Annotated in this window: 18 protein-coding genes and 3 pseudogenes; 14 read left to right on the forward strand and 7 right to left on the reverse strand. The window is 39.3% G+C overall.

Annotated features, from left to right (window positions below):
* The first annotated feature begins 39 nt into the window (after positions 1 to 39).
* The 9 genes from ADH90_RS01230 to ADH90_RS01270 all read left to right on the forward strand — a co-directional run bounded on the left by ADH90_RS01230 (position 40) and on the right by ADH90_RS01270 (position 7681).
* Positions 40 to 207: a twin-arginine translocase TatA/TatE family subunit gene (locus tag ADH90_RS01230; RefSeq protein WP_000512114.1), complete on the forward strand. Its 168-nt coding sequence runs from the start codon at positions 40 to 42 to the stop codon at positions 205 to 207.
* A 296-nt stretch (positions 208 to 503) separates the two neighbouring features.
* Positions 504 to 1211 (forward strand): IspD/TarI family cytidylyltransferase, encoded by a 708-nt coding sequence (locus ADH90_RS01235; protein WP_049529626.1) that lies wholly within the window; start codon positions 504 to 506, stop codon positions 1209 to 1211.
* A gap of 4 nt (positions 1212 to 1215) precedes the next feature.
* Entirely contained in the window at positions 1216 to 2238 is a 1023-nt protein-coding gene (locus ADH90_RS01240; protein WP_049529627.1) for a ribitol-5-phosphate dehydrogenase, read from the forward strand.
* A 12-nt stretch (positions 2239 to 2250) separates the two neighbouring features.
* Positions 2251 to 3120, forward strand: coding sequence for a phosphotransferase family protein (locus ADH90_RS01245; RefSeq protein WP_049529628.1), 870 nt, complete (start codon positions 2251 to 2253; stop codon positions 3118 to 3120).
* The gene (locus ADH90_RS01250) at positions 3110 to 3988 is read left to right on the forward strand and encodes a DMT family transporter (RefSeq protein WP_049529629.1); all 879 of its coding nucleotides are present in this window, start codon (positions 3110 to 3112) and stop codon (positions 3986 to 3988) included. The genes ADH90_RS01245 and ADH90_RS01250 overlap by 11 nt, the downstream gene beginning before the upstream one ends.
* 12 nt (positions 3989 to 4000) lie before the next feature.
* On the forward strand, positions 4001 to 4690 hold the full coding sequence (locus ADH90_RS01255; protein WP_049529630.1) for a CTP--phosphocholine cytidylyltransferase: 690 nt from the start codon (positions 4001 to 4003) through the stop codon (positions 4688 to 4690).
* 250 nt (positions 4691 to 4940) lie between these two features.
* The gene (locus ADH90_RS01260; RefSeq protein WP_049529631.1) at positions 4941 to 5741 is read left to right on the forward strand and encodes a dihydroorotate dehydrogenase electron transfer subunit; all 801 of its coding nucleotides are present in this window, start codon (positions 4941 to 4943) and stop codon (positions 5739 to 5741) included.
* A gap of 10 nt (positions 5742 to 5751) precedes the next feature.
* Positions 5752 to 6690, forward strand: a complete 939-nt coding sequence (locus tag ADH90_RS01265; RefSeq protein WP_049529632.1) for a dihydroorotate dehydrogenase — start codon at positions 5752 to 5754, stop codon at positions 6688 to 6690.
* Positions 6691 to 6769: 79 nt separating this feature from the next.
* The gene (locus ADH90_RS01270) at positions 6770 to 7681 is read left to right on the forward strand and encodes a bifunctional riboflavin kinase/FAD synthetase (RefSeq protein WP_049529633.1); all 912 of its coding nucleotides are present in this window, start codon (positions 6770 to 6772) and stop codon (positions 7679 to 7681) included.
* Positions 7682 to 7880: 199 nt separating this feature from the next.
* Here the strand turns inward: ADH90_RS01270 and ADH90_RS01275 are convergent.
* Positions 7881 to 9047: pseudogene (locus ADH90_RS01275) on the reverse strand (IS30 family transposase).
* 216 nt (positions 9048 to 9263) lie between these two features.
* Between ADH90_RS01275 and ADH90_RS11770 the strand changes: the two are divergent.
* Both ADH90_RS11770 and ADH90_RS11775 read left to right on the forward strand, forming a co-directional pair.
* Positions 9264 to 11759, forward strand: a pseudogene (locus ADH90_RS11770) (accessory Sec-dependent serine-rich glycoprotein adhesin); the annotation flags it as partial.
* Between the two features lie 960 nt (positions 11760 to 12719).
* A pseudogene (locus ADH90_RS11775) lies at positions 12720 to 13853 on the forward strand (LPXTG cell wall anchor domain-containing protein); the annotation flags it as partial.
* Positions 13854 to 14051: 198 nt separating this feature from the next.
* Here the strand turns inward: ADH90_RS11775 and ADH90_RS01285 are convergent.
* From ADH90_RS01285 to nrdH, 4 genes are all read right to left on the reverse strand, one after another.
* A complete protein-coding gene (locus ADH90_RS01285) occupies positions 14052 to 14819 on the reverse strand; it encodes a DeoR/GlpR family DNA-binding transcription regulator (RefSeq protein WP_049529634.1) in 768 nt (255 codons plus the stop codon).
* Positions 14820 to 14946: 127 nt separating this feature from the next.
* Positions 14947 to 15909, reverse strand: a complete 963-nt coding sequence (gene nrdF, locus ADH90_RS01290; RefSeq protein ID WP_049526102.1) for a class 1b ribonucleoside-diphosphate reductase subunit beta — start codon at positions 15907 to 15909, stop codon at positions 14947 to 14949.
* A 173-nt stretch (positions 15910 to 16082) separates the two neighbouring features.
* Positions 16083 to 18242, reverse strand: coding sequence for a class 1b ribonucleoside-diphosphate reductase subunit alpha (gene nrdE, locus ADH90_RS01295; RefSeq protein WP_049529635.1), 2160 nt, complete (start codon positions 18240 to 18242; stop codon positions 16083 to 16085).
* A gap of 68 nt (positions 18243 to 18310) precedes the next feature.
* A complete protein-coding gene (gene nrdH / locus ADH90_RS01300) occupies positions 18311 to 18529 on the reverse strand; it encodes a glutaredoxin-like protein NrdH (RefSeq protein ID WP_049509546.1) in 219 nt (72 codons plus the stop codon).
* A 362-nt stretch (positions 18530 to 18891) separates the two neighbouring features.
* Here nrdH and ADH90_RS01305 point away from each other — a divergent pair, with 362 nt between their 5' ends.
* From ADH90_RS01305 to udk, 3 genes are all read left to right on the forward strand, one after another.
* A complete protein-coding gene (locus tag ADH90_RS01305; RefSeq protein ID WP_000146952.1) occupies positions 18892 to 19155 on the forward strand; it encodes a phosphocarrier protein HPr in 264 nt (87 codons plus the stop codon).
* A 4-nt stretch (positions 19156 to 19159) separates the two neighbouring features.
* A complete protein-coding gene (gene ptsP, locus ADH90_RS01310; RefSeq protein WP_049529636.1) occupies positions 19160 to 20893 on the forward strand; it encodes a phosphoenolpyruvate--protein phosphotransferase in 1734 nt (577 codons plus the stop codon).
* Positions 20894 to 21017: 124 nt separating this feature from the next.
* A complete protein-coding gene (gene udk, locus ADH90_RS01315; RefSeq protein WP_006151141.1) occupies positions 21018 to 21656 on the forward strand; it encodes a uridine kinase in 639 nt (212 codons plus the stop codon).
* 190 nt (positions 21657 to 21846) lie between these two features.
* On the opposite strand, the gene ADH90_RS01320 is transcribed toward udk, so the two are convergent.
* The gene (locus tag ADH90_RS01320; protein WP_001042711.1) at positions 21847 to 22410 is read right to left on the reverse strand and encodes an ECF transporter S component; all 564 of its coding nucleotides are present in this window, start codon (positions 22408 to 22410) and stop codon (positions 21847 to 21849) included.
* Positions 22394 to 22945, reverse strand: a complete 552-nt coding sequence (gene coaC / locus ADH90_RS01325; protein WP_049529637.1) for a phosphopantothenoylcysteine decarboxylase — start codon at positions 22943 to 22945, stop codon at positions 22394 to 22396. The genes ADH90_RS01320 and coaC overlap by 17 nt, the downstream gene beginning before the upstream one ends.
* Positions 22946 to 22950: the final 5 nt, after the last annotated feature.

The following is a 22950-nucleotide window of genomic DNA, read 5'->3' on the forward strand; positions in this document are numbered from 1 at the left end:
GTAAATGGATGATTAAGAGAAAAAGGAAAGGAGAAAAAGATGGGAATCTTACGTGATATTGGTGCACCAGGCTTGATAGTCATTGTCCTTGGCGCACTGTTGATTTTTGGACCAAAGCGCTTACCAGAGCTAGGCGAATCAGTAGGAAAGATGCTTGCCGAATTTAAAAAAGCTGTTAAGGGCATCGGCGAGCAAGAGGAAAAATAAACCGAATCTTTTTGAATAGAGTTGAGAAATGTTAGAAGGGAGTTATCTCTGGCAAATATTCTCAACTCTTTATATTTGGTTTAAGGTTTCTTTAAGTTTTCTATACTATTCTAAAGAACTCTATATTTGTTGAAAATATGGTTGAGAATTTTTTATCATTCAAGTTCCTTTTCCTAAAGGCATGCCTAGCGCTCTTTCTGACTAGAGAATTCTAGTATTTATTTCGAGAAAGGGCTAGGTTGTGATATAATAGTAAAGAATGAGTTTTTTTAAAAACAGACTAAAGGAGTATTAAAATGATCTACGCTGGAATTTTAGCAGGTGGAACCGGCACGCGCATGGGGATTAGTAATTTACCCAAACAATTTCTTGAGTTGGGAGATCGCCCAATCTTGATTCATACTATTGAAAAATTTGTTTTGGAACCAAGTATTGAAAAGATTGTAGTTGGAGTTCATGGGGACTGGGTGACACACGCAGAAGATTTAGTTGAAAAATTCCTTCCACTCCACAAGGACCGTATCATCATCACAAAAGGTGGTGTGGATCGTAATTCGAGTATTGAAAAAATTATTGAAGCTATTGATGCTTATCGTCCACTGACAGAAGATGATATCGTAGTCACTCATGACTCAGTTCGTCCTTTTATCACACTTCGAATGATTCAAGATAACATTACTCTTGCACAAAATCATGATGCTGTTGATACTGTAGTTGAAGCCGTGGATACCATTGTTGAAAGTACTAATGGGAAATTTATTACAGATATTCCAAACCGCGCTCATCTCTATCAAGGGCAAACTCCTCAAACCTTCCGTTGTAAAGACTTTATTGATTTGTATGGTTCTTTATCAGCAGAAGAAAAAGAAATTTTGACAGATGCATGTAAAATTTTTGTTATCAAGGGGAAAGATGTAGCCTTAGCTAAGGGTGAATACTCAAATCTAAAAATCACAACAGTTACAGACTTGAAGATTGCTAAAAGCATGATTGAGAAAGACTAAAAACATGATTAATCAAATTTATCAACTGACAAAACCAAAGTTTATCAATATCAAATACCAAGAAGAAGAGATTGATCAAGAGAATCATATCCTCATTCGACCAAATTATATGGCGGTTTGTCATGCGGATCAACGTTACTATCAAGGAAAACGCGATCCCAAAATATTATCTAAAAAGCTTCCAATGGCTATGATTCACGAGTCTTGTGGGACTGTTATTTCTGATCCCACAGGTACCTACAAAGTTGGCCAGAAGGTTGTCATGATTCCCAATCAACCACCTATGCAGAGTGATGAGGAATTTTATGAAAACTATATGACAGGAACTTATTTCTTGTCTAGTGGTCATGATGGCTTTATGCGAGAATTTGTTTCTCTACCTAAGGATCGTGTGGTAGCTTACGAGGACGTCGAAGACACAGTTGCTGCCATTACTGAGTTTGTCAGTGTGGGAATGCACGCTATGAATCGCTTCTTGACGGTTTCACATAGCAGACGTCAGCGTATTGCAGTTATTGGTGATGGTAGTCTAGCTTTTGTCATGGCTAATATTATTAACTATACCTTGCCTGAAGCAGAGATTATTGTTATTGGTCGTCACTGGGAGAAATTAGAACTCTTCTCCTTTGCTAAGGAGCTTTACATTACGGACAGTATTCCAGAAGATCTTAGTTTTGACCATGGTTTCGAATGCTGTGGTGGTGATGGATGCGGGCCTGCTATTAATGATCTCATTCGTTACATCAAACCACAGGGAACCATTTTGATGATGGGTGTTAGTGAGTACAAGGTAAATATCAATACTCGAGATTCATTGGAAAAAGGTTTGTTACTGGTAGGTTCTTCACGTTCAGGACGTGTTGACTTTGAAAAAGCTATCCAAATGATGGAGATTAAGAGATTTGCCAATCGTTTGAAAAATATCATTTATTTAGAAGAACCAGTCAGAGAAATCAAAGATATTCACCGAGTTTTTGCAACTGACTTAAATACCGCATTTAAGACAGTCTTTAAGTGGGAAGTCTAATGGAGGAAGATTGTGGAAAAAATCATTAAGGAAAAACTTACCTCTTTACTATCAACTGATGATGATATTCTGAGTGTTGAACAATTAGGTGGAATGACCAATCAAAATTATTTGGTTAAAACATCCTCAAACCAGTACATCGTTAAGTTTTTCGGTAAAGGTACGGATAAATTAATTGACCGCCAGAATGAAAAGTTCAATCTTGAATTGTTGAAAGATTTGAAATTAGATGTAGAGAATTATCTTTTCGATATTGAAGCAGGAATTAAGGTTAATCAATACATTGAAAATGCTGAGACACTTGATTCAGCTACCATTAAAACCAAATTTGAAAAGATTGCACCAATTCTACAAACCATTCACGCTTCTGGTAAAGAATTAAAAGGAGAGTTTGCTCCTTTTGAGGAAATCAAAAAATATGAAACCTTGATTCAAGGGGAGATTTCCTATCCAAACTATGAAGTTGTCAGACAGTCTGTATTTTCTTTGAAAAATCAACTTGAACAAATTGGAATTGATCAAAAATCATGTCATATTGATTTGGTTCCTGAAAATTTCATAGAAGGGCCAGATGGACATCTTTATCTCATTGATTGGGAATATTCCTCTATGAATGACCCTATGTGGGATCTGGCAGCCCTCTTCCTAGAATCAGAGTTTACAAGTGCAGAAGAAGAAGACTTTTTAAGTCATTATGAAAGCGAACAGACACCAGTTTCTCGGGAAAAAATTCGTATTTACAAAATCTTGCAAGACATTATTTGGAGCCTATGGACCATTTACAAAGAAGAAAATGGTGCAGATTTTGGAGATTATGGAATCTCTCGTTACAATAGAGCTGTAAAAGAATTGCAGTCTCAGGGAGGATTTGATGAAAACTAAAAATGGAGTTTCTTTTGGTCTACTTTCAGGTGTGTTCTGGGGGTTAGGACTTACCGTTAGTGCCTATATATTTTCAATATTTACTGAACTATCACCTTTTGTAGTAGCAGCAGCGCACGACTTTCTTAGTATTTTTATCTTGCTAGGATATCTTCTAGTTAAAGAAGGAAAGGTACGTTTTTCAATCTTCTTGAATATTCGAAATGTCAGTGTTATTATAGGAGCACTATTGGCTGGGCCAATAGGCATGCAGGCCAATCTCTATGCAGTCAAGTATATCGGTAGTTCTTTAGCATCATCTGTTTCAGCGATTTATCCTGCGGTTTCTGTCCTTCTTGCCTTCTTTATTCTTAAGCATAAGGTTTCGAAGAATACAGTATTTGGAATTTTATTAATCATTGCAGGAATTATTGCTCAGACCTACAAGGTTGAACAGGTCAATTCATTCTATATTGGTATCCTCTGTGCCTTGATCTGTGCCCTTGCTTGGGGAAGTGAAAGTGTTCTGAGCTCATTTGCTATGGAAAGTGAACTCAGTGAACTCGAAGCACTCTTGATACGACAAGTCACATCTTTCTTGTCCTACCTTGTCATTGTTCTCTTCTCGCATCATTCATTTGCAGAAGTGGCTAATGGGCAATTGTTTGGTTTATTGATAGTCTTTGCAGCATTTAATATGATTTCTTACCTTGCATACTACATTGCTATCAATCGATTGCAACCAGCAAAAGCAACTGGTCTAAATGTCAGTTATGTAGTATGGACTGTTTTGTTTGCAGCAATGTTCTTGGGAACACCTCTGACTGTCTTAACAATCATTACTTCATTTGTTGTAATGGCTGGTGTTTACATTATTATTAAAGAATAAAGGAGAAAGCGCGTGAAAGCGATCATCTTAGCAGCAGGTTTGGGAACTCGTTTGAGACCCATGACAGAAAATACTCCCAAAGCCTTGGTTAAAGTCAATCAAAAACCTTTGGTTGAATATCAAATTGAATTTTTAAAAGAACGTGGTATTGATGATATTATCATCGTTGTAGGTTATTTGAAAGAACAATTCGACTACCTTAAAGAGAAGTATGGCGTTCGTTTGGTCTTCAACGATAAGTATGCGGATTACAATAATTTTTACTCTCTTTACTTGGTAAAAGAAGAGTTGGCTAACAGCTACGTTATCGATGCGGATAACTATCTTTTCAAAAATATGTTCCGCAATGACATTGAACGTTCAACATACTTCAGCGTTTATCGTGAAGACTGTGATAATGAATGGTTCCTGGTTTACGGAGAAGATTACAAAGTTCAAGATATCATCGTTGATAGTAAGAACGGCCGCATCCTGAGTGGTGTGTCATTCTGGGATGCTCCAACAGCTGAGAAGATTGTTGGGTTTATCGACAAAGCCTATGCAAGCGGCGAATTTGTAGATCTCTACTGGGACAATATGGTCAAAGACAACATTAAAAAATTAGATGTTTACGTAGAGGAATTGGAAGAAAACTCTATCTATGAAATTGATAGTGTCAAAGATTATCAAAAATTGGAGCAGATTCTCTCTTCACAAAAATAAGTAAACTAAAATACGTCAGACACCTTAGCTATTTTTGCTTGACTTTTTAGGGTTGATACAGTATACTAGTAAAAATTTAACCTTTAAGGGAAGTCCAGAGAGGCTCACAAGGTGTCAGATAGAAAATAGATTACACAAACTTTGAATAAACACAGTTTATTTGAGTCTTTTCTGTAAGTATCTTACTGAAACCTTGCGATTGCAAGGTTTTTCTTTTTCTGAACCCCTTAAAATTTAAGGAGGAAACGGTATGAATCCAAATTGTAAAAAACGCATGGGTGCTATTCGCTTGGAAACCATGAAAGTAGTGTCCCAAAAGGAAATCGCACCAGCAATCTTTGAACTCGTACTTCAAGGAGAAATGGTTGAAGCTATGAATGCAGGCCAATTTCTTCATTTACGAGTTCCTGATGATGCTCATCTCTTGCGTCGTCCGATTTCAATCTCATCTATAGATAAGGCTAATAAACAATGCCATCTTATTTATCGTATCGAAGGTTCTGGTACGGCAATTTTTTCAACCTTAAAAACAGGTGATAGCTTAGATGTTATGGGACCTCAAGGAAATGGCTTTGACTTATCTGATTTAAACAATCAGAGTCATGTTCTCCTAGTCGGTGGAGGAATTGGTGTACCTCCTTTACTTGAAGTAGCGAAACAATTAGATGAACGTGGTGTAGATGTCACAACAGTTCTAGGATTTGCTACTAAAGATGCAGTTATTTTGGAAGATGAATTATCCCAATACAGCAAAGTCTTTGTAACGACTGATGATGGTTCTTATAGAACCCAAGGAAATGTGTCAGTAGTGATAAAGGAATTTGATAACGAATTCGATGCAATTTACTCGTGCGGATCACCTGGTATGATGAAATACATTAATCAAACATTTTACGACCATCCCAGAGCTTACCTATCCCTAGAATCTCGTATGGCTTGTGGCATGGGGGCTTGCTATGCTTGCGTCTTGAAAGTACCTGATAGTGAAACGATAAGTCAACGTGTCTGTGAAGATGGCCCTGTATTTAAAACAGGCACAGTAGTTTTATAAGGAGAGTGTCATGACTGCAAATCGATTACAAGTTTCTCTACCAGGCTTAGAATTAAAGAATCCTATCATTCCTGCTTCAGGCTGTTTTGGATTTGGTCAAGAATATGCCAAATACTATGATTTAGACCTTTTAGGCTCTATCATGATTAAGGCGACTACCCTAGAACCACGTTTTGGTAATCCAACTCCACGAGTGGCAGAAACACCAGCAGGTATGTTAAACGCCATTGGTTTACAAAATCCTGGTTTAGAAGTCGTTCTCTCTGAAAAATTACCTTGGCTTCAAAGAGAATATCCAAATCTCCCTATAATCGCAAATGTTGCTGGCTTTTCAAAACAAGAATACGCGGGCGTATCTCACGGAATTTCTAAGGCAACTAACGTGAAAGCTATAGAGCTCAATATCTCTTGTCCTAACGTTGATCATGGGAATCATGGACTTTTAATTGGACAAGATCCTGAGTTGGCCTATGATGTGGTGAAGGCTGCCGTAGAAGCATCAGAAGTGCCCGTTTACGTCAAATTGACTCCAAGTGTTACTGACATTGTAACCATTGCTAAGGCTGCAGAAGATGCTGGAGCTAGTGGACTCACCATGATCAATACCCTTGTAGGGATGCGTTTTGATCTCAAAACTAGAAAGCCGATTATTGCAAATGGGACAGGTGGCATGTCTGGACCTGCAGTCTTTCCTGTAGCTCTTAAACTAATCCGTCAAGTAGCTCAAACAACTAAGCTTCCAATCATTGGTATGGGAGGAGTGGATTCTGCTGAAGCTGCCTTAGAAATGTATCTGGCTGGTGCATCAGCTATCGGAGTCGGTACAGCAAACTTTACCAATCCATATGCTTGTCCAGATATTATCGAAAATCTACCAAAAGTCATGGACAAATATGGTATTGATAGTCTAGAGCAACTCCGTAAAGAAGTCAAAGAAGGTTTACTTTAAGTTTCCTACTTTAAGTTTTATATGCTGAATTCAGCCTAAATTGTTTTGAAAGCGCCATTTTTTTGGTATAATAAATACTATGATTATTACAGTACCTATTAAAACAGAAAAAGATATTGCAACACCAGGACCAAACGTCCTTGTACTTGGTTATTTTGATGGAGTTCATCTTGGACATCAAAAATTATTTGAAATAGCTTCTAACATTGCTGCTGAAAAGCGCCAGGGAGTAGCTCTAGTAACTTTTAATGAATCACCAAAACTAACTCTGAATCAATACTCACCTGAACACTTATTGCATATTTTGAATGCTAGTGAACGTGAACGTCGATTGAAGCGAGCTGGAGTTGAGAGCTTGTATTTGATGGATTTCACTAGTCGAGTAGCAAATATGACTGCCCAAGAATTCATTGATACCTATGTCAAGGAAGCAAAGGCAGATACGATTGTAGTTGGTTTTGACTATACTCTTGGATCAGATAGAAAAACAGCTGAAGATTTAAAAGAACTCTTCCATGGTGAAGTAGTTATTGTTCCACCAGTTGAGGACGAAAAGGGGAAAATTAGTTCAACGCGTATTCGCCAAGCCATTCTAGAAGGAGATGTAAAAGAAGCAGGTAAACTTCTGGGATTCCCTTTACCGACGAGAGGTGTAGTGGTTCACGGAAATGCTCGAGGTCGAACTATTGGCTTCCCGACAGCTAATCTAGTCAACTTGGATCGGACATATATGCCAGCTGATGGTGTTTATGCCGTTGACGTTGAAATTCAAAGAAAAGTCTATCGTGGTATGGCGAGTCTAGGTAAAAATGAAACCTTTGATGGCGAAGAAGAGCGTTTTGAAGTTCATATCTTTGATTTTTCTGACGATATCTATGGGGAAACTGTCATCGTTTCCTGGTTGGACCGTATCCGTGATATGGTAAAATTTGATAGCGTTGATCAATTAGTTAAGCAACTAGAAGAAGATGAAAAGATAGCTAGAAGATAAGCTAACATCTGGAGAGGACAATCGTTGTCTTCTCCATTTTTATATTCAGAGCGATGAAATTCGTTTCTTAAAGTTGTCAGAGAGGATGAACCTGATTTAGATTGTCCTCAATGAGTCCGATAAATTTATCCGACTTTTTATTCTGAAAGTGAAGAAGTGAGAGCTGATAGAGATGTTGAATGCGGTTAAAGGTTAGTTTTTAGAACTTATGTTGGAGTAATTTAGACGACTGGCAGACGTCTTCTGCAGGTATTTTAGAAATGCCAAGAAGCTTAGGAATCTCTTCTCCATAAGTAAAGGCAAAGAACTCATAGGCTGACTTTCCATTCAAAGCAGCACGTTTGACACTGTTGACATGAGAACAGACGAGATTGATGTCCTCTTGAGTTAAGTTGTCAAAGGAAGTTCTCTTAGGTAGAATGTCGCGAATCATCGTGTGATTTTTCTCAATTCTCCCTTTCTGGTCAGAGCGATTAGGGTCACAAAAGAAGAGCTTACTCTCTCCTCGCACATCCATTTCGATATCATCAACCCTGGCAAACTCTCCACCATTATCTGTCAGAATGACAGGAAAGAGTTGGAAGAAATCATTGTCCGCTTGGTGAAAAGTGTTCTTGATGTCATAGAGGTGTTTGGTAACCTCAAGAGCAGTTTTATTATCTAGCAGTCTAGCGAAGATAAAGTTACAGAAAGACAGGTTGAAGGTAAGTAGGACTTTACCTCCCAACCTGCCCATAACGGTGTCCATTTCCAGCCAAGAATTCAGTTACTTAAGAGCCAAATAATTTAGTAAATCCTCATAGGAACGGCCTTTTTTGGCATCTTTAAGGATGGAAGGTAGATTATTTTTTCTTCTTTCTTTAAATTTAACGGCTCTAGCAAGATCAATCGGAGCGATAGACAGGTAACCTTTTCGAATGTGTCGATAGACGGTTGAGGAGCTGACATCAAGGTTATGAGTTTTGAGGATATGATAGATGTGCTGTCCCTTTTTAACTCCATCAGAAATAACTTTATCCATATTCCAGAAAGTCTGAGAATTGAGAGGAGTTCCTTCACGAGCTTCGACAAGAGTTTGTTCGTATTGTTTTTGAGCTTGTTTAGCAAGGTAGAAGATTTTCTGATAGCCACAGTTTTGTCTTCTTTTAGGGCAGCCATTACAGACAAAGGGAGCCTTATCGAGTAGAGGGCAAGGAAGTTTATCACAGGTAGACTCTCTGACTAGTCTGTTTCGTTTGACTTCTTTAGAAACAGTAGTCGGGTCTTTTAGAATAAGTTGTCCAATAGCTTTGAAAGTTTCCCCGCACTCTAAACCTAGTTGGATATCATTACGGTCTGACAGGGTAAGGTGTTTATGTTTAGTCATAGTAGGCCTCATTTCTAACACAAACGTCTCATACTTAATTCCACCATAAAAATCCGTTTTAGACTAATTTCCACTTTGGTCAGAAAAGTGGAAGTTACTTTGAGAAGTTTCTCTTTATAATTTTTTTGTGAAATCAATGGAAAAATTTGTTAAAAAATGGTAAAATGAAGGGAAACTCGATTTTAATAATTGAAAGAAAAACGGGAAGGTATTTACATGTTTTTTAAAAGAAATGAAGGTCAATTTAGAGAGACAGACCGTGTTACAAGATTTAAGTTAATCAAGTCTGGTAAGCACTGGTTACGTGCCTCTACTTCCCTTTTTGGTCTGTTTAAAGTCATTCGTGGTGGTGTCGATACTGCTCAAGTGTCAACAGAAGTTGTTGAAGAGCGTTCTTCTGCACCATTGACAGGAATCGATGTTCTTAAGGGGATAGTAGCAGCTGGTTCGGTTATCGGTGGTGGAGCGATCGTTCAAACACAGGTTCATGCCAATGAACAAACTGTTGTTGAAAAAGTTATTGAGACAGATGTTACACTCGTTACTACGGATAAAGTAGTTCTAGGGTCAGTTGGGCAAGAAAATCAAGAAACTCCAGCTTCAGATGTGACTTCTCAGTCTATTAGTGAGAGTATTTCAGTCTCTGCAAGTCAATTGCTATCAGAATCCTTGTCTTCATCAGTCTCTGCAAGTACATCTGCGTCAGCGTCAGAGTCAGCTTCAACATCTGCCTCTACGTCAACTTCATCATCTACCTCAGCTTCAACTTCAAGCAGTACCTCTGAGTTACTTACAAGATCAGAAAGCCTCTCAGAAACGAGTTCTACTCGTTCTGTAGTCACAAACTCAACAAGTAAGAGTACTACTGATGAAACTTCTAAGGTAGAGGAAGTAGTAGCGAATAAAGATGGTGCTACAATTACCTATAAATCAACTCCAGCTAACTTGAATACTACTTCAGCAAGCGTAGGTGTTTCTGATAAAGTCAATGGCAACACTGCTGATATGTTAACAACAGTAGCGACAGGGGGAGTAACTGCGACTGAGACTGACAAAAAACGAGCAGAGCAGGAGAAAAAACTCAAAAGTCTTTCAGATGAGATCGGAACCTATCTCGGTCATCTGGGAAATCGTGAAGGGGCGGGAAATGCCCTTCTAAAAGGAAAGGCTACGATTGAAACGATTCAAAATGCTTTGACAGATCCAAACGCTGACCTCAACGCTCTTATCTCGGAAGCTACTAGAAGACGTAATACCGTGGTCAATACAGTGTTACGCGCAAGTTCTGGTGCTCGTGATTACCGGAATGGCGCACGGATTACGGCTGCCAATACCTTACGTGCATCCTACGATACGAATGCTTCACTGGGAAATGCAAGTTATGATTCTAAGGCGCATTTGATTGTAACCAATAAGAACCAATCCACCTATTTCAAAACAACTGGATCGGCTTCTCTAAGTAATGGGACCTTGACCTTGACGCCAAGTGTGCCAGGTCAGGCAGGTGCTTATACCCTAAACACGAAGATTGATATGAACGAAAGTTTCACTCTCACAGGGAAAATCAATCTTGGTGAGGCTTATGAAGGGCGCCCTAAAAACGGTCATGCGGGTGGTGATGGAATTGCTGCGGTATTCTCAACGGGTGCTATCGGAGAAATCGGAAATGCCAACGGTAATGGATCAGGTGCCAGTCTTGGGATGGGAGGAAATAACCTCAAAGGTTCTTTCGGTTTCAAACTAGATACTTGGCATAATACGGGTAACCCATCATCGAATAATAAAGCTTCAGCCGATCCTAAGTATTCGGGTTATCAAAAGGGAGCTTTTGGAGGCTTTACCTATAACTATAATGGATCTAGAAGTGATGCCAAAGGTTCTGTTTACCCTGTTATCCGCACCATTAAGAAGCTAAATGGGGAAGGCCCAACAGATAATTCATTGAAGGACTATAAGGTTGTCTATGATGGGGATACCAAGGTGATGACGGTCACCTATAATGGACAAACTTGGTCTATGAATCTAAACTATGATTCCATAGCTGTTAATGCTGATATGGAAGTTCTTGGACATCCAAATGCAAGTGTCATAAAAAACGAGAATAAGAGCAGAAGCCTGTTACAAAATGCGGGATACCCTGATGAAATGGCCTTTGCGCTCTTTGGATCGACGGGTTCCGGTTATAATTTACAGCAATTCCAATTGGAGAAGTTTGATTATTCAGCCCAGGGTGCCTACATTACAGTGAAATTCATTGATGCAGACACTGGGGCAGAGATTCCTGGAAAAGATGAAGTGTTGATTCAGAAAACTCCTGGAACAAATGTAGATTTGGGAGAATACCTTGCTATTAGTGGTTATACTCTAAAAGCGACAAACGTTTCTACGGCTAAGGGCTATGTTTTTGGTAATACTGTGAAAGTTGTTACGGGTCACCAAGGAATTACCTATGCTTTCCATAAAATCAGACAAAACGAGATTTACACAGCCTCTGCCAAAGCAACAACTGTGTACACGTTGCAGGGTGAAACAACTTCGGATCTTTCTGATGTAAGTAAATTTGTGACGGTCGCTTCAAATGAAAGTACAACACCTGCAGCCTCTGGTTATAGTCTGGTTTGGTCAACACCGATTTCAACGACTACTTCGGGGAATCAAACAGCTGTTGCTAAAGTAACCTATTCAGATGGTTCTGTGCAAACCGTTAATGTGAATTATAAGGTTTTACCTAAGATTGAGGCTAAAACACCTATTTATGATTTTAAAGGTCAAAATCTTCACAATGGTTCAAATGCAGATGCGTATCTCTCATCTGATGTGACAGACCAATCTTACACAACCAAATGGACCAATAACTCTACATCTTCAACAACGACAACTCTACCATTGTCAACGGCAACGGCAGGTGAATTTAACTATACGATTACGCGGACCTATGATGTTGGTCGTTATGGGACAACTTCAAATAATTCAGAGTTGTTAGTGAGCACAACAACACTGAAACATAAAGTTATCGAGGTGACGGGCATTTCTCATACATTTGAACAAGATGTTGATGATGATGATTATTATAATAGCTATACGCCAAGTGAGTGGTATAGTGCTGATTCTGTTTCAGCATCAGCCATCTTATCTGCAAATTTTGTCAGCTCAGACTTACCAGATATTAGTACTCCTGGACAATTCACTTATTCTGTTAGATTTACAACCTTACCTGACGGGACAGGCCTTAGTAGCACTTACGAATTGCCGGTAACCTATACAGTTATCCCTAATAGGGATAGTATATCAGCCTCAACAAGTGCATCAGAATCAGAGTCATCCTCAACGTCTGCATCAGAGTCAGCAAGCACATCGGCTTCTGAATCAGCCTCAACAAGTGCATCAGAATCAACAAGCACATCAGTAAGCACATCGGCCTCAACAAGTGCAAGTACATCCGCGTCACAAAGCGCATCAACAAGCGCCTCAGAATCAGCAAGCACATCAGCTTCTGAATCAGCATCAACGTCAGCTTCAGAATCAGCATCAACAAGTGCGTCAGAGTCAGCGTCAACAAGCGCATCTGAGTCAGCATCAACAAGTGCGTCAGAATCAGCAAGTACATCAGCTTCTGAGTCTGCATCAACAAGCGTCTCAGAGTCAGCAAGTACAAGCGCCTCAGAATCAGCGTCAACAAGTGCGTCAGAATCAGCAAGTACATCAGCTTCTGAGTCAGCATCAACAAGTGCATCAGAATCAGCAAGTACATCAGCTTCTGAGTCTGCATCAACAAGCGCCTCAGAATCAGCAAGCACATCAGCATCAGAGTCAGCATCAACAAGTGCATCAGCGTCTGCAAGCACATCGGCTTCTGAATCAGCATCAACAAGTGCATCAGAGTCAGCAAGCACATCGGCTTCTGAGTCTGCATCAACATCAGCTTCAGAGTCAGCGTCAACAAGTGCATCAGCGTCTGCAAGCACATCAGCTTCAGAGTCAGCGTCAACAAGCGCCTCAGAATCAGCGTCAACAAGCGCCTCAGAATCAGCATCAACAAGTGCGTCAGAGTCAGCAAGCACAAGCGCATCTGAGTCTGCATCAACGTCTTCCTCAGAGTCAGCAAGTACATCAGCTTCAGAGTCAGCATCAACAAGTGCATCTGAGTCAGCAAGCACATCAGCTTCAGAGTCAGCATCAACAAGTGCATCAGAGTCTGCATCAACATCAGCTTCTGAATCAGCATCAACGTCAGCATCAACGTCAGCTTCAGAGTCAGCATCAACAAGCGCATCAGAATCAGCAAGCACAAGCGCATCAGAATTAGCAAGTACAAGCGCATCTGAGTCAGCATCAACAAGTGCGTCAGAATCAGCAAGCACATCAGCATCTGAGTCAGCATCAACGTCTGCATCAGAATCAGCAAGTACATCAGCTTCTGAGTCAGTATCAACAAGCGCATCAGAATCAGCAAGCACAAGCGCATCAGAGTCTGCATCAACAAGTACGTCAGAGTCAGCAAGCACATCGGCTTCTGAATCAGCAAGCACATCAGCTTCAGAGTCAGCGTCAACATCAGCTTCAGAATCAGCAAGCACATCGGCTTCTGAATCAGCATCAACAAGCGCATCTGAGTCTGCATCAACAAGTGCATCTATGATTCATTCAACAAGTCTAGCTCCTCAAACTGATACCACTAAGGCTCGTAAGCAATTACCAAATACTGGTGAAACAGCTTCAGCTGCAAATGCTCTCCTTGGAGTTGTAGCAGGTCTAACTGGATTCGGATTAGTGGCTAAACGTCGTAAGCGTGATGATGAAGACTAAATCTTCTAACGATTCTATTAGTTGATTATTCCGATCAAAAAACCTGAAAGATATAACTTTCGGGTTTTTTTCGTTCTATAATATTTGTGCTTTGGAAATATCTATAAACATTGCGGGAACTTTTTATAATTTTTGCAAAATAAAAAACTAGCCACGGAATTAGTAGTAGCTACTAGATTCTAGGACTAGTTGTAGAGTTTAAGGTTTTGACTTGATAATTTTAGTTTGTTTAGACAGGGATTGGAGTGATTGGTCACTTAATTTTGAATCAGTGATAATGGTGTCGATATCTGAGATATTGTAAAATGTGAAGAAATCAAACTTATCAAATTTGCTATGGTCAGCTAGGAGATATTTTTTATTGGCGTTTTCCAGTGCTAATTTCTGTGCTTCACCTTCGTCTTCACTAAAAGTAGCGATAGCATGATCCTTGATACCATTACAACTAACGAAGGCTTTTGAAAATTGCAAACTAGCGATATCTTGAAGGGTTAGAGTACCTACAAAGGCTCCAGTAATTGAACGATAATTACCACCGATTAAAATTAGGTCAGTTAGCTTACGCTCATTTAGAATGAGAAATACAGGCAAACTATTGGTAACAACACGAATGTTATCGATAGGAAGCTCACGCGCAAAGAATTCTAATGTGGTACCTGGACCAATGAAAATAGTTTCTCTTTCTTCAACTAAGTGACCTGCAAAGCGAGCAATTTCTTGTTTTTCTGCTGTTTGTAGTCCTTGTTTTTCAACGTTAGAACGCTCATTATTTAATAAGGAACCTGTTCGAAGTTTTTCAGCACCACCATGAACTCGAACCAGCAAATCCTTATCCGCTAACTCTTGTAAATATCGTCTAGCTGTCATATCGGAAATATCAAGGCGATTCATAATCTCTTTAACAGTGATAGTTCCTTTTGTATTAACAATTTCTAAAATAGTATCTAATTTTTCTTGCTTCAGCATTGAACCACCCCCAAATTTAATACTATTTTATCATATTTTAAACAGCTAAGCAACTTAAAGAAAACAAAAATAAACAAAAAAAAACATCTAGTTTGTAATTAAACTTAGATGTTTTTTAGGTTAGGTATTAATTTAGTCCATAGTTATAGTCATCATCCTGCATAGCTTCAACTTCACCAAGTAGATAGCCATTACCAACTTGAGAGAAGAAGTCGTGGTTTGATGTACCAGTTGAAATCCCGTTCATAACGATCGGGTTGACATCGTCAGCTGAGTCAGGGAAGAGAGGATCTTGCCCCAAGTTCATAAGGGCTTTATTTGCATTGTAGCGAAGGAAGGTTTTAACCTCTTCAGTCCATCCGACTTCGTCATAGAGGCTCTCTGTGTAGCCTTCTTCATTCTCATAAAGAGTATAGAGAAGGTCGTACATCCATTCTTTGAGTTTTTCTTGCTCATCTTCTGGCAATTCATTGAAACCAAGTTGGAATTTGTAGCCGATGTAGGTTCCATGAACTGATTCATCACGAATAATCAATTTGATAATTTCTGCCACGTTGGCCAACTTGTTGTTTCCAAGATAGTAGAGTGGTGTGAAGAAACCAGAGTAGAAAAGGAAGGTTTCAAGGAAAACACTCGCTACTTTCTTTTCAAGTGGAGTTCCGTTTAGGTAGATTTCATTGATGATTTCAGCTTTTTTCTGAAGATATGGATTGGTGTTGGTCCATTCGAAAATCTCTTCGATTTCTGACTTGGTATTCAAGGTAGAAAAGATAGAAGAGTAAGACTTAGCATGAACAGATTCCATAAATTGGATATTGTTAAAAACAGCTTCCTCGTGAGGCGTACGAATATCAGCGCGAAGGGCTTGAACACCAGTTTCTGATTGCATGGTATCAAGAAGAGTCAAACCTCCAAAAACTTTACCAACAAGGTCTTTTTCCTTGTTAGAAAGCTTTCTCCAGTCATCTAGGTCATTTGACAAGGGAATACGCGTATCGAGCCAGAACTGCTCAGTCAGTTTTTCCCAGGTTGATTTGTCGATGACATCTTCGATGGCATTCCAGTTAATGGCTTTGTAGTAAGTTTTCATTTGAAATCTCTTTCTGTGTGTAGTAATGCGATAACATAATCACTGTTATTCTATCATAATTCTATGCTATAATCGAACAAAAAGTCGGAAGCCCGACTTTTATATTCTTACATGATTTTATCAGCAAAATACGTTTAATGGATTAAGTAAATGTAATTTTTTTGAGAGTTGAATTAAATCACACAGCTCTCGCATTGGTTAGCACCGACTTCTCCACCATCATCTGTAAAGGTACGGACGTAGTAGATAGACTTAATACCCTTGTTATAGGCATAGTTACGAAGGATAGACAAGTCACGTGTCGTTTGTTTGTTTTCTTTCTTCCATTCGTAAAGGCCTGTTGGAATATCACTACGCATGAAGAGTGTGAGTGAAAGTCCTTGGTCCACGTGCTCAGTCGCAGCAGCATAAACATCAATAACCTTACGCATATCCATGTCGTAAGCAGAAGTATAGTAAGGAATGGTTTCTGTTGACAAGCCTGCAGCTGGGTAGTAGATTTTACCGATTTTCTTTTCTTGACGTTCTTCGATACGTTGCGTAATTGGGTGAATAGAAGCAGAAACATCGTTGATGTAGCTGATTGAACCATTCGGCGCTACAGCAAGGCGGTTTTGGTGGTAAAGTCCATCTGTTTTAACTTTATCACGAAGTTCAGCCCAATCAGCAGCAGTCGGGATAAAGATACCTTCAAAGAGTTCTTTAACACGATCAGATTTTGGTACAAACTCCCCACTTGTGTACTTATCAAAGTAGCTTCCATTAGCATAGTCTGATTTTTCAAAGTTGTGGAAGGTAACACCACGTTCACGTGCGATGTTATTAGATTCTACCAAGGTCCAGTAGTTCATAAGCATAAAGTAGATGCTTGTAAATTCAACAGACTCAGGAGATCCGTATTCGATCAATTGTTGGGCAAGGTAACTGTGAAGTCCCATAGCTCCAAGTCCGAATGTGTGAGCTTGGCTATTTCCATGGTCGATAGTTGGAACAGCTACGATGTGTGAACTATCTGTAACGAAAGTAAGCGCACGAACCATGGCGCGGATAGAACGACCAAAGTCAGGTGAAGTCATCATGTTTACCACGTTTGTTGAACCGAGGTTACATGAAACATCAGTACCCATTTTTAGGAATTCTTGCGCATCGTTGATAAGACTTGGTTCTTGCACTTGGAGAATCTCTGAACACAAGTTACTCATGATAATCTTGCCATCAACTGGATTTGCACGGTTAGCAGTATCAATGTTGACGACATAAGGATAACCAGATTCTTGTTGCAATTTAGAAATTTCAGTTTCCAAATCACGCGCCTTGATTTTTGTCTTACGGATGTTTGGATTTGCGACTAGCTCATCGTATTTTTCTGTGATGTCGATGTAGTTAAATGGCACGCCGTATTCAAGCTCTACAGAGTAAGGACTGAAGAGGTACATTTCTTCATTTTTCCGAGCCAATTCGTAGAATTTATCTGGTACCACAACACCAAGTGAGAGAGTCTTGACACGAACTTTTTCATCGGCATTTTCCTTCTTAGTTGAAAGGAAGGCGATAATGTCTGGGTGAAAGACGTTGAGGTAAACAACCCCAGCACCTTGACGTTGACCCAATTGGTTTGAGTAAGAGAAGCTATCTTCAAAAAGCTTCATAACAGGTACGACACCAGAAGCTGCTCCTTCATATCCTTTAATAGGAGCACCAGCTTCACGAAGGTTGCTGAGGGAAATTCCCACGCCACCACCGATACGTGAAAGTTGAAGAGCTGAGTTGATAGAACGTCCGATAGAGTTCATATCGTCTGTTACCTGGATCAAGAAGCAAGATACCAACTCACCACGACGCGCACGACCTGCATTCAAGAAAGAAGGAGTAGCAGGTTGATAACGTTGGTGGATGATTTCGTTGGCAATATCGATAGCAATCGCTTCATCACCATCTGCGAAATAAAGGGCGTTAAAGAAGACGCGGTCTTCCATGCTTTCAAGATAGTATTCACCATCATTCGTTTTCAGAGCATACTGATTATAGAATTTATAGGCAGCCATGAAAGATTTAAATTGGAAGTTTTGATCCTTAATAAATTGATGCAGTTCTTCCAAAAATTCTGGACGGTATTTCTTGATAAATGCTGTTTCAATGTAGTTATGCTCAATGAGGAAGTTGATCTTATCCGTAATTGAGTTAAAAACCATTGTATTTGGTACAACATTTTCTTTAAAGAAGGCTTCTAAAGCTTCCTTGTCTTTGTGAAGCATGATTTGTCCATTCACAGGACGGTTAATTTCATTATTAAGACGGAAGTAAGTCACATCCTCAAGTTGTTTTAATCCCATAAAAAATCCTTTATCTAATTACAAAAGAAAGGCTTCTAAGGTAGACATAGAAGCTTTTGTCCTGATTCTTAAGCAAGTTGTTTGAGTTTACTTGGTTGGAAACCAGAGAAAACTTCTGTCGGTGTCTGAATAATAGGAGCAGCACTAAAGCCAAGCTCTTTTACTTGATCAATGTATTCAGGTTGTTCATCAAGATTGATTTCTTTATATTCAACATTATTACTGTCTAAAAAACGTTTCGTCATTTTACATTGGACACAGTTGTTTTTAGAATATACGGTTACCATTTCTGTAACTCCTTTTTAAAAAATTATTACTTTCTTAGTATATCAGAAAAAAAAACTTTGTCAACTTTCTAAAACTAAATCTTGTGTACTTGTTTTACTGATTTTACTAACAAACACAATATATAGTGTAGGATTGAAAATGACTACAGAAAAATCAATGATTTCATTATAGACGTCTTAATAAAAACTACATACTGTGTTTTGTTAAATTTAATAGAAGATTTTCAGCAAGTTATCTGAAAGGAAATTGAAGAAAGTCCATAAAATACTTGAAAAATATCAATGAAGGTGATATAATACTAAATTGTAAGGGTTATCAGATGTGTAACTCAACAAGAAAACTATTAAAGGAGAGTCAAACTATGGCTTCTAAAGATTTCCACGTAGTGGCAGAAACAGGTATTCACGCACGTCCAGCAACATTGTTGGTACAAACTGCTAGCAAATTTGCTTCAGATATCACTCTTGAGTACAAAGGTAAATCAGTTAACCTTAAATCTATCATGGGTGTAATGAGCCTTGGTGTTGGTCAAGGTGCTGACGTTACAATCACTGCTGAAGGTGCAGACGCTGATGACGCTATCGCTGCAATTTCAGAAACAATGGAAAAAGAAGGATTGGCATAAGGAAATGACAGAAATGCTTAAAGGAATCGCAGCATCTGACGGTGTTGCAGTTGCAAAAGCATATCTACTCGTTCAACCGGATTTATCATTCGAGACTGTTACAGTCGAAGATACAAATGCAGAAGAGGCTCGTTTGGATGTTGCTCTTGAAGCTTCTCAAAACGAGCTTTCTCTTATCCGCGAGAAGGCTGTAGGTACGCTTGGTGAAGAAGCGGCACAAGTATTTGACGCTCATTTGATGGTTCTTGCTGACCCTGAATTGATCGGTCAAATCAAAGAAACTATCCGTGCTAAGAAAGTGAATGCAGAAGCAGGTCTGAAAGAAGTTACAGACATGTTTATCACAATCTTTGAAGGCATGGAAGACAACCCATACATGCAAGAACGTGCAGCGGATATCCGCGACGTAACAAAACGTGTATTGGCTAACCTCCTTGGTAAAAAATTGCCAAACCCAGCTTCTATCAATGAAGAAGTGATCGTGATTGCTCACGACTTGACTCCATCTGATACAGCTCAATTGGACAAAAACTTTGTAAAAGCTTTTGTAACAAACATCGGTGGTCGTACAAGTCACTCAGCTATCATGGCTCGTACACTTGAAATCGCTGCAGTTTTGGGTACAAACAACATTACTGAAATCGTTAAAGATGGTGACCTACTTGCCGTTAATGGTATTACAGGTGAAGTGATTATCAATCCTACTGAAGAACAAGCAGCTGAATTTAAAGCAGCTGGTGAAGCTTACGCTCAACAAAAAGCTGAGTGGGCACTCTTGAAAGATGCTCAAACAGTTACTGCTGACGGTAAACACTTCGAATTGGCAGCAAACATTGGTACTCCAAAAGACGTTGAAGGTGTTAATGACAATGGTGCAGAAGCTGTAGGTCTTTACCGTACAGAGTTCTTGTACATGGATTCTCAAGACTTCCCAACTGAAGACGAGCAGTACGAAGCATACAAGGCTGTTCTTGAAGGAATGAACGGTAAACCGGTTGTTGTACGTACAATGGATATCGGTGGTGACAAGGAACTTCCTTACTTCGATATGCCTCATGAAATGAACCCATTCCTTGGATTCCGTGCTCTTCGTATCTCTATCTCTGAAACTGGAGATGCAATGTTCCGCACTCAAATCCGTGCTCTTCTTCGTGCTTCTGTACACGGTCAATTGCGTATCATGTTCCCAATGGTTGCGCTTTTGAAAGAATTCCGTGCAGCTAAAGCAGTCTTCGATGAAGAAAAAGCAAACCTTCTTGCTGAAGGTGTTGCAGTTGCGGATGACATCCAAGTTGGTATCATGATTGAAATTCCTGCGGCAGCTATGCTTGCAGACCAATTTGCAAAAGAAGTTGACTTCTTCTCAATTGGTACAAATGACTTGATCCAATACACAATGGCGGCAGACCGTATGAACGAACAAGTTTCATACCTTTACCAACCATACAACCCATCAATCCTTCGTTTGATTAACAATGTTATCAAAGCAGCTCATGCTGAAGGTAAATGGGCTGGTATGTGTGGTGAGATGGCTGGTGACCAAACAGCTGTTCCACTTCTTGTCGGAATGGGCTTAGATGAGTTTTCTATGTCAGCAACATCTGTACTTCGTACACGTAGCTTGATGAAGAAACTTGACACTGCTAAAATGCAAGAATACGCTAACCGCGCTCTTACTGAATGTGCAACAATGGAAGAAGTTCTTGAACTTTCAAAAGAATACGTTAACGTAGACTAATCAATTACAAATCCTTGTAGCTTCTAGCTATGAGGATTTTTTCTTCTATTTTGTAGAAAACTCCATCTGTGAAATTTATCAAAAATATGGTAAAATAGACAAGGGAAAATACAAGGAGGCTACAATGCAAAATAGACCAATCATTATCGGAGTAACAGGGGGATCTGGAGGAGGAAAGACAAGCGTATCTAAAGCAATCTTGTCACATTTTCCAAACGAGAAAATTGCTATGATTGAGCATGATTCCTACTATAAAGATCAATCACATCTAACCTTTGAAGAGCGTATCAAGACCAACTATGACCACCCTTTTGCTTTTGATACTGATTTGATGATTGAGCAAATCAAAGAGTTGTTGGCAGGACGTCCTGTAGATATTCCTACCTATGATTATGCTGCCCATACCAGAAGTTCTAAAACCTATCGTCAAGAACCTCAGGATGTCTTTATCGTAGAAGGAATCTTAGTTTTAGAGGACAAACGACTTCGTGATTTAATGGATATCAAGATTTTCGTAGATACAGATGATGACGTTCGTATCATTCGCCGTATTAAGCGTGATATGGAAGAACGTGGTCGTAGTCTAGATAGCGTTATTGACCAGTATCTTGGTGTAGTGAAACCCATGTATCATCAATTTATTGAGCCAACAAAGCGTTATGCAGATATCGTTATTCCAGAAGGTGTGACTAATACAGTAGCCATTGATTTGCTGACAACAAAAATTGAAAAGATTTTAGAAGAAGCACGTCTAGCCCAATGATAAGGAGATAAAAGGTTGTTGGAAAATAAATATTTTTCTACGATTGATTTTTTCCCATATTGGTGAGTCTTTACAATCAAGCTTTTAGATAGTTTCGTCAAAGGGACTTTTAGGAGTCTGTATTCTTAATTAAATACAGAGTCAGTGACTTAGGGCAAATAAAAATCGAGGTCGGGATTTTCCCGACCTCTTATTTTTTGATTTTTTCAAGTCTCGGAACAATAACTAGGGTGAGTATTGCTGAGATAATCAGTTCTGCGATAGAGTTTGTTGAGATAACAGTAGCTAATAGTTTCTGGATATTTCCATCAAAAACATTTCCAAAGAGGAAGAAGATTCCGCCTAGTACAAATACAGTATTTGTGAGGGAACCGAGTGCTCCAGCGAAGATAAGCCCCGCCTTGTTTTTGAGGAGTTTATAGACAAAGTATGGAGTTAAACCAATAAGGATGCGTGGTACAATCGCAATAACTAGAGAGTAGATGTTACCGTTTGGTACAAAAGGAGAGAAGAGGTAGCTAGTTGGGAGAATCGTGATTGTATTGACTGTCAAGCTAATCATCCCCATCAAGAAACCTAAGATGGCACCAATTCGTGGCCCGTAGATGATACTAGCAATGATGACTGGAATATGGACAATGGTCGGTTTAATTGGAAATGGCAAGACATTAAAGACAATAGAGCTCAGCAAATGAATGACAATCATGCTGGCAAAAAAGATAGCAATAGGAGCAATATTAGAGCGTTTGTTCATGAAGTTTTTCCTTTATCTGTTGTAAAATAGTATCAAGATCAGCAAGAGCACCACGTCCTACATCGCCACAGGCCAGTAGGGACTCTTTTGGAGCAATAATTGTATAACCATAAGTTTCTAAAGTTTTTAAGTTTGTTTGAGTTGCTGGATGGTCATACATTTTGGTATTCATAGCAGGTGCTACTAGTTTTGGAACATAGTTTGGCAAGGCAAGAGCAGTAGCAGTCACCATATTGTCGGCAAAACCGTGCGCGACTTTCGCAATCGTATTTGCGGTTGCAGGGGCAAGGATAAACAAATCTGTTTCTTTACCAAGCTCGATATGATTGACTTTATCAGGATAAGGTTCCTGCATAAGATCGAGATGTACGGTATTTTGAGATAAGACTTGAAGGGTTAAAGGTTGAATAAAGGCAGTCGCAGCCTGGGTCATAAGTACAGTAACAGAATGCCCTTGTTTCTTCAAGCCACTTACTAAATCAGCAGCCTTATATGCGGCAATAGATCCAGTAATAGCAATTGTAATACGAGCCATAATTT

It is taken from the genome of Streptococcus pseudopneumoniae (genome assembly GCF_001073085.1).
Classification (GTDB): domain Bacteria; phylum Bacillota; class Bacilli; order Lactobacillales; family Streptococcaceae; genus Streptococcus; species Streptococcus pseudopneumoniae_M.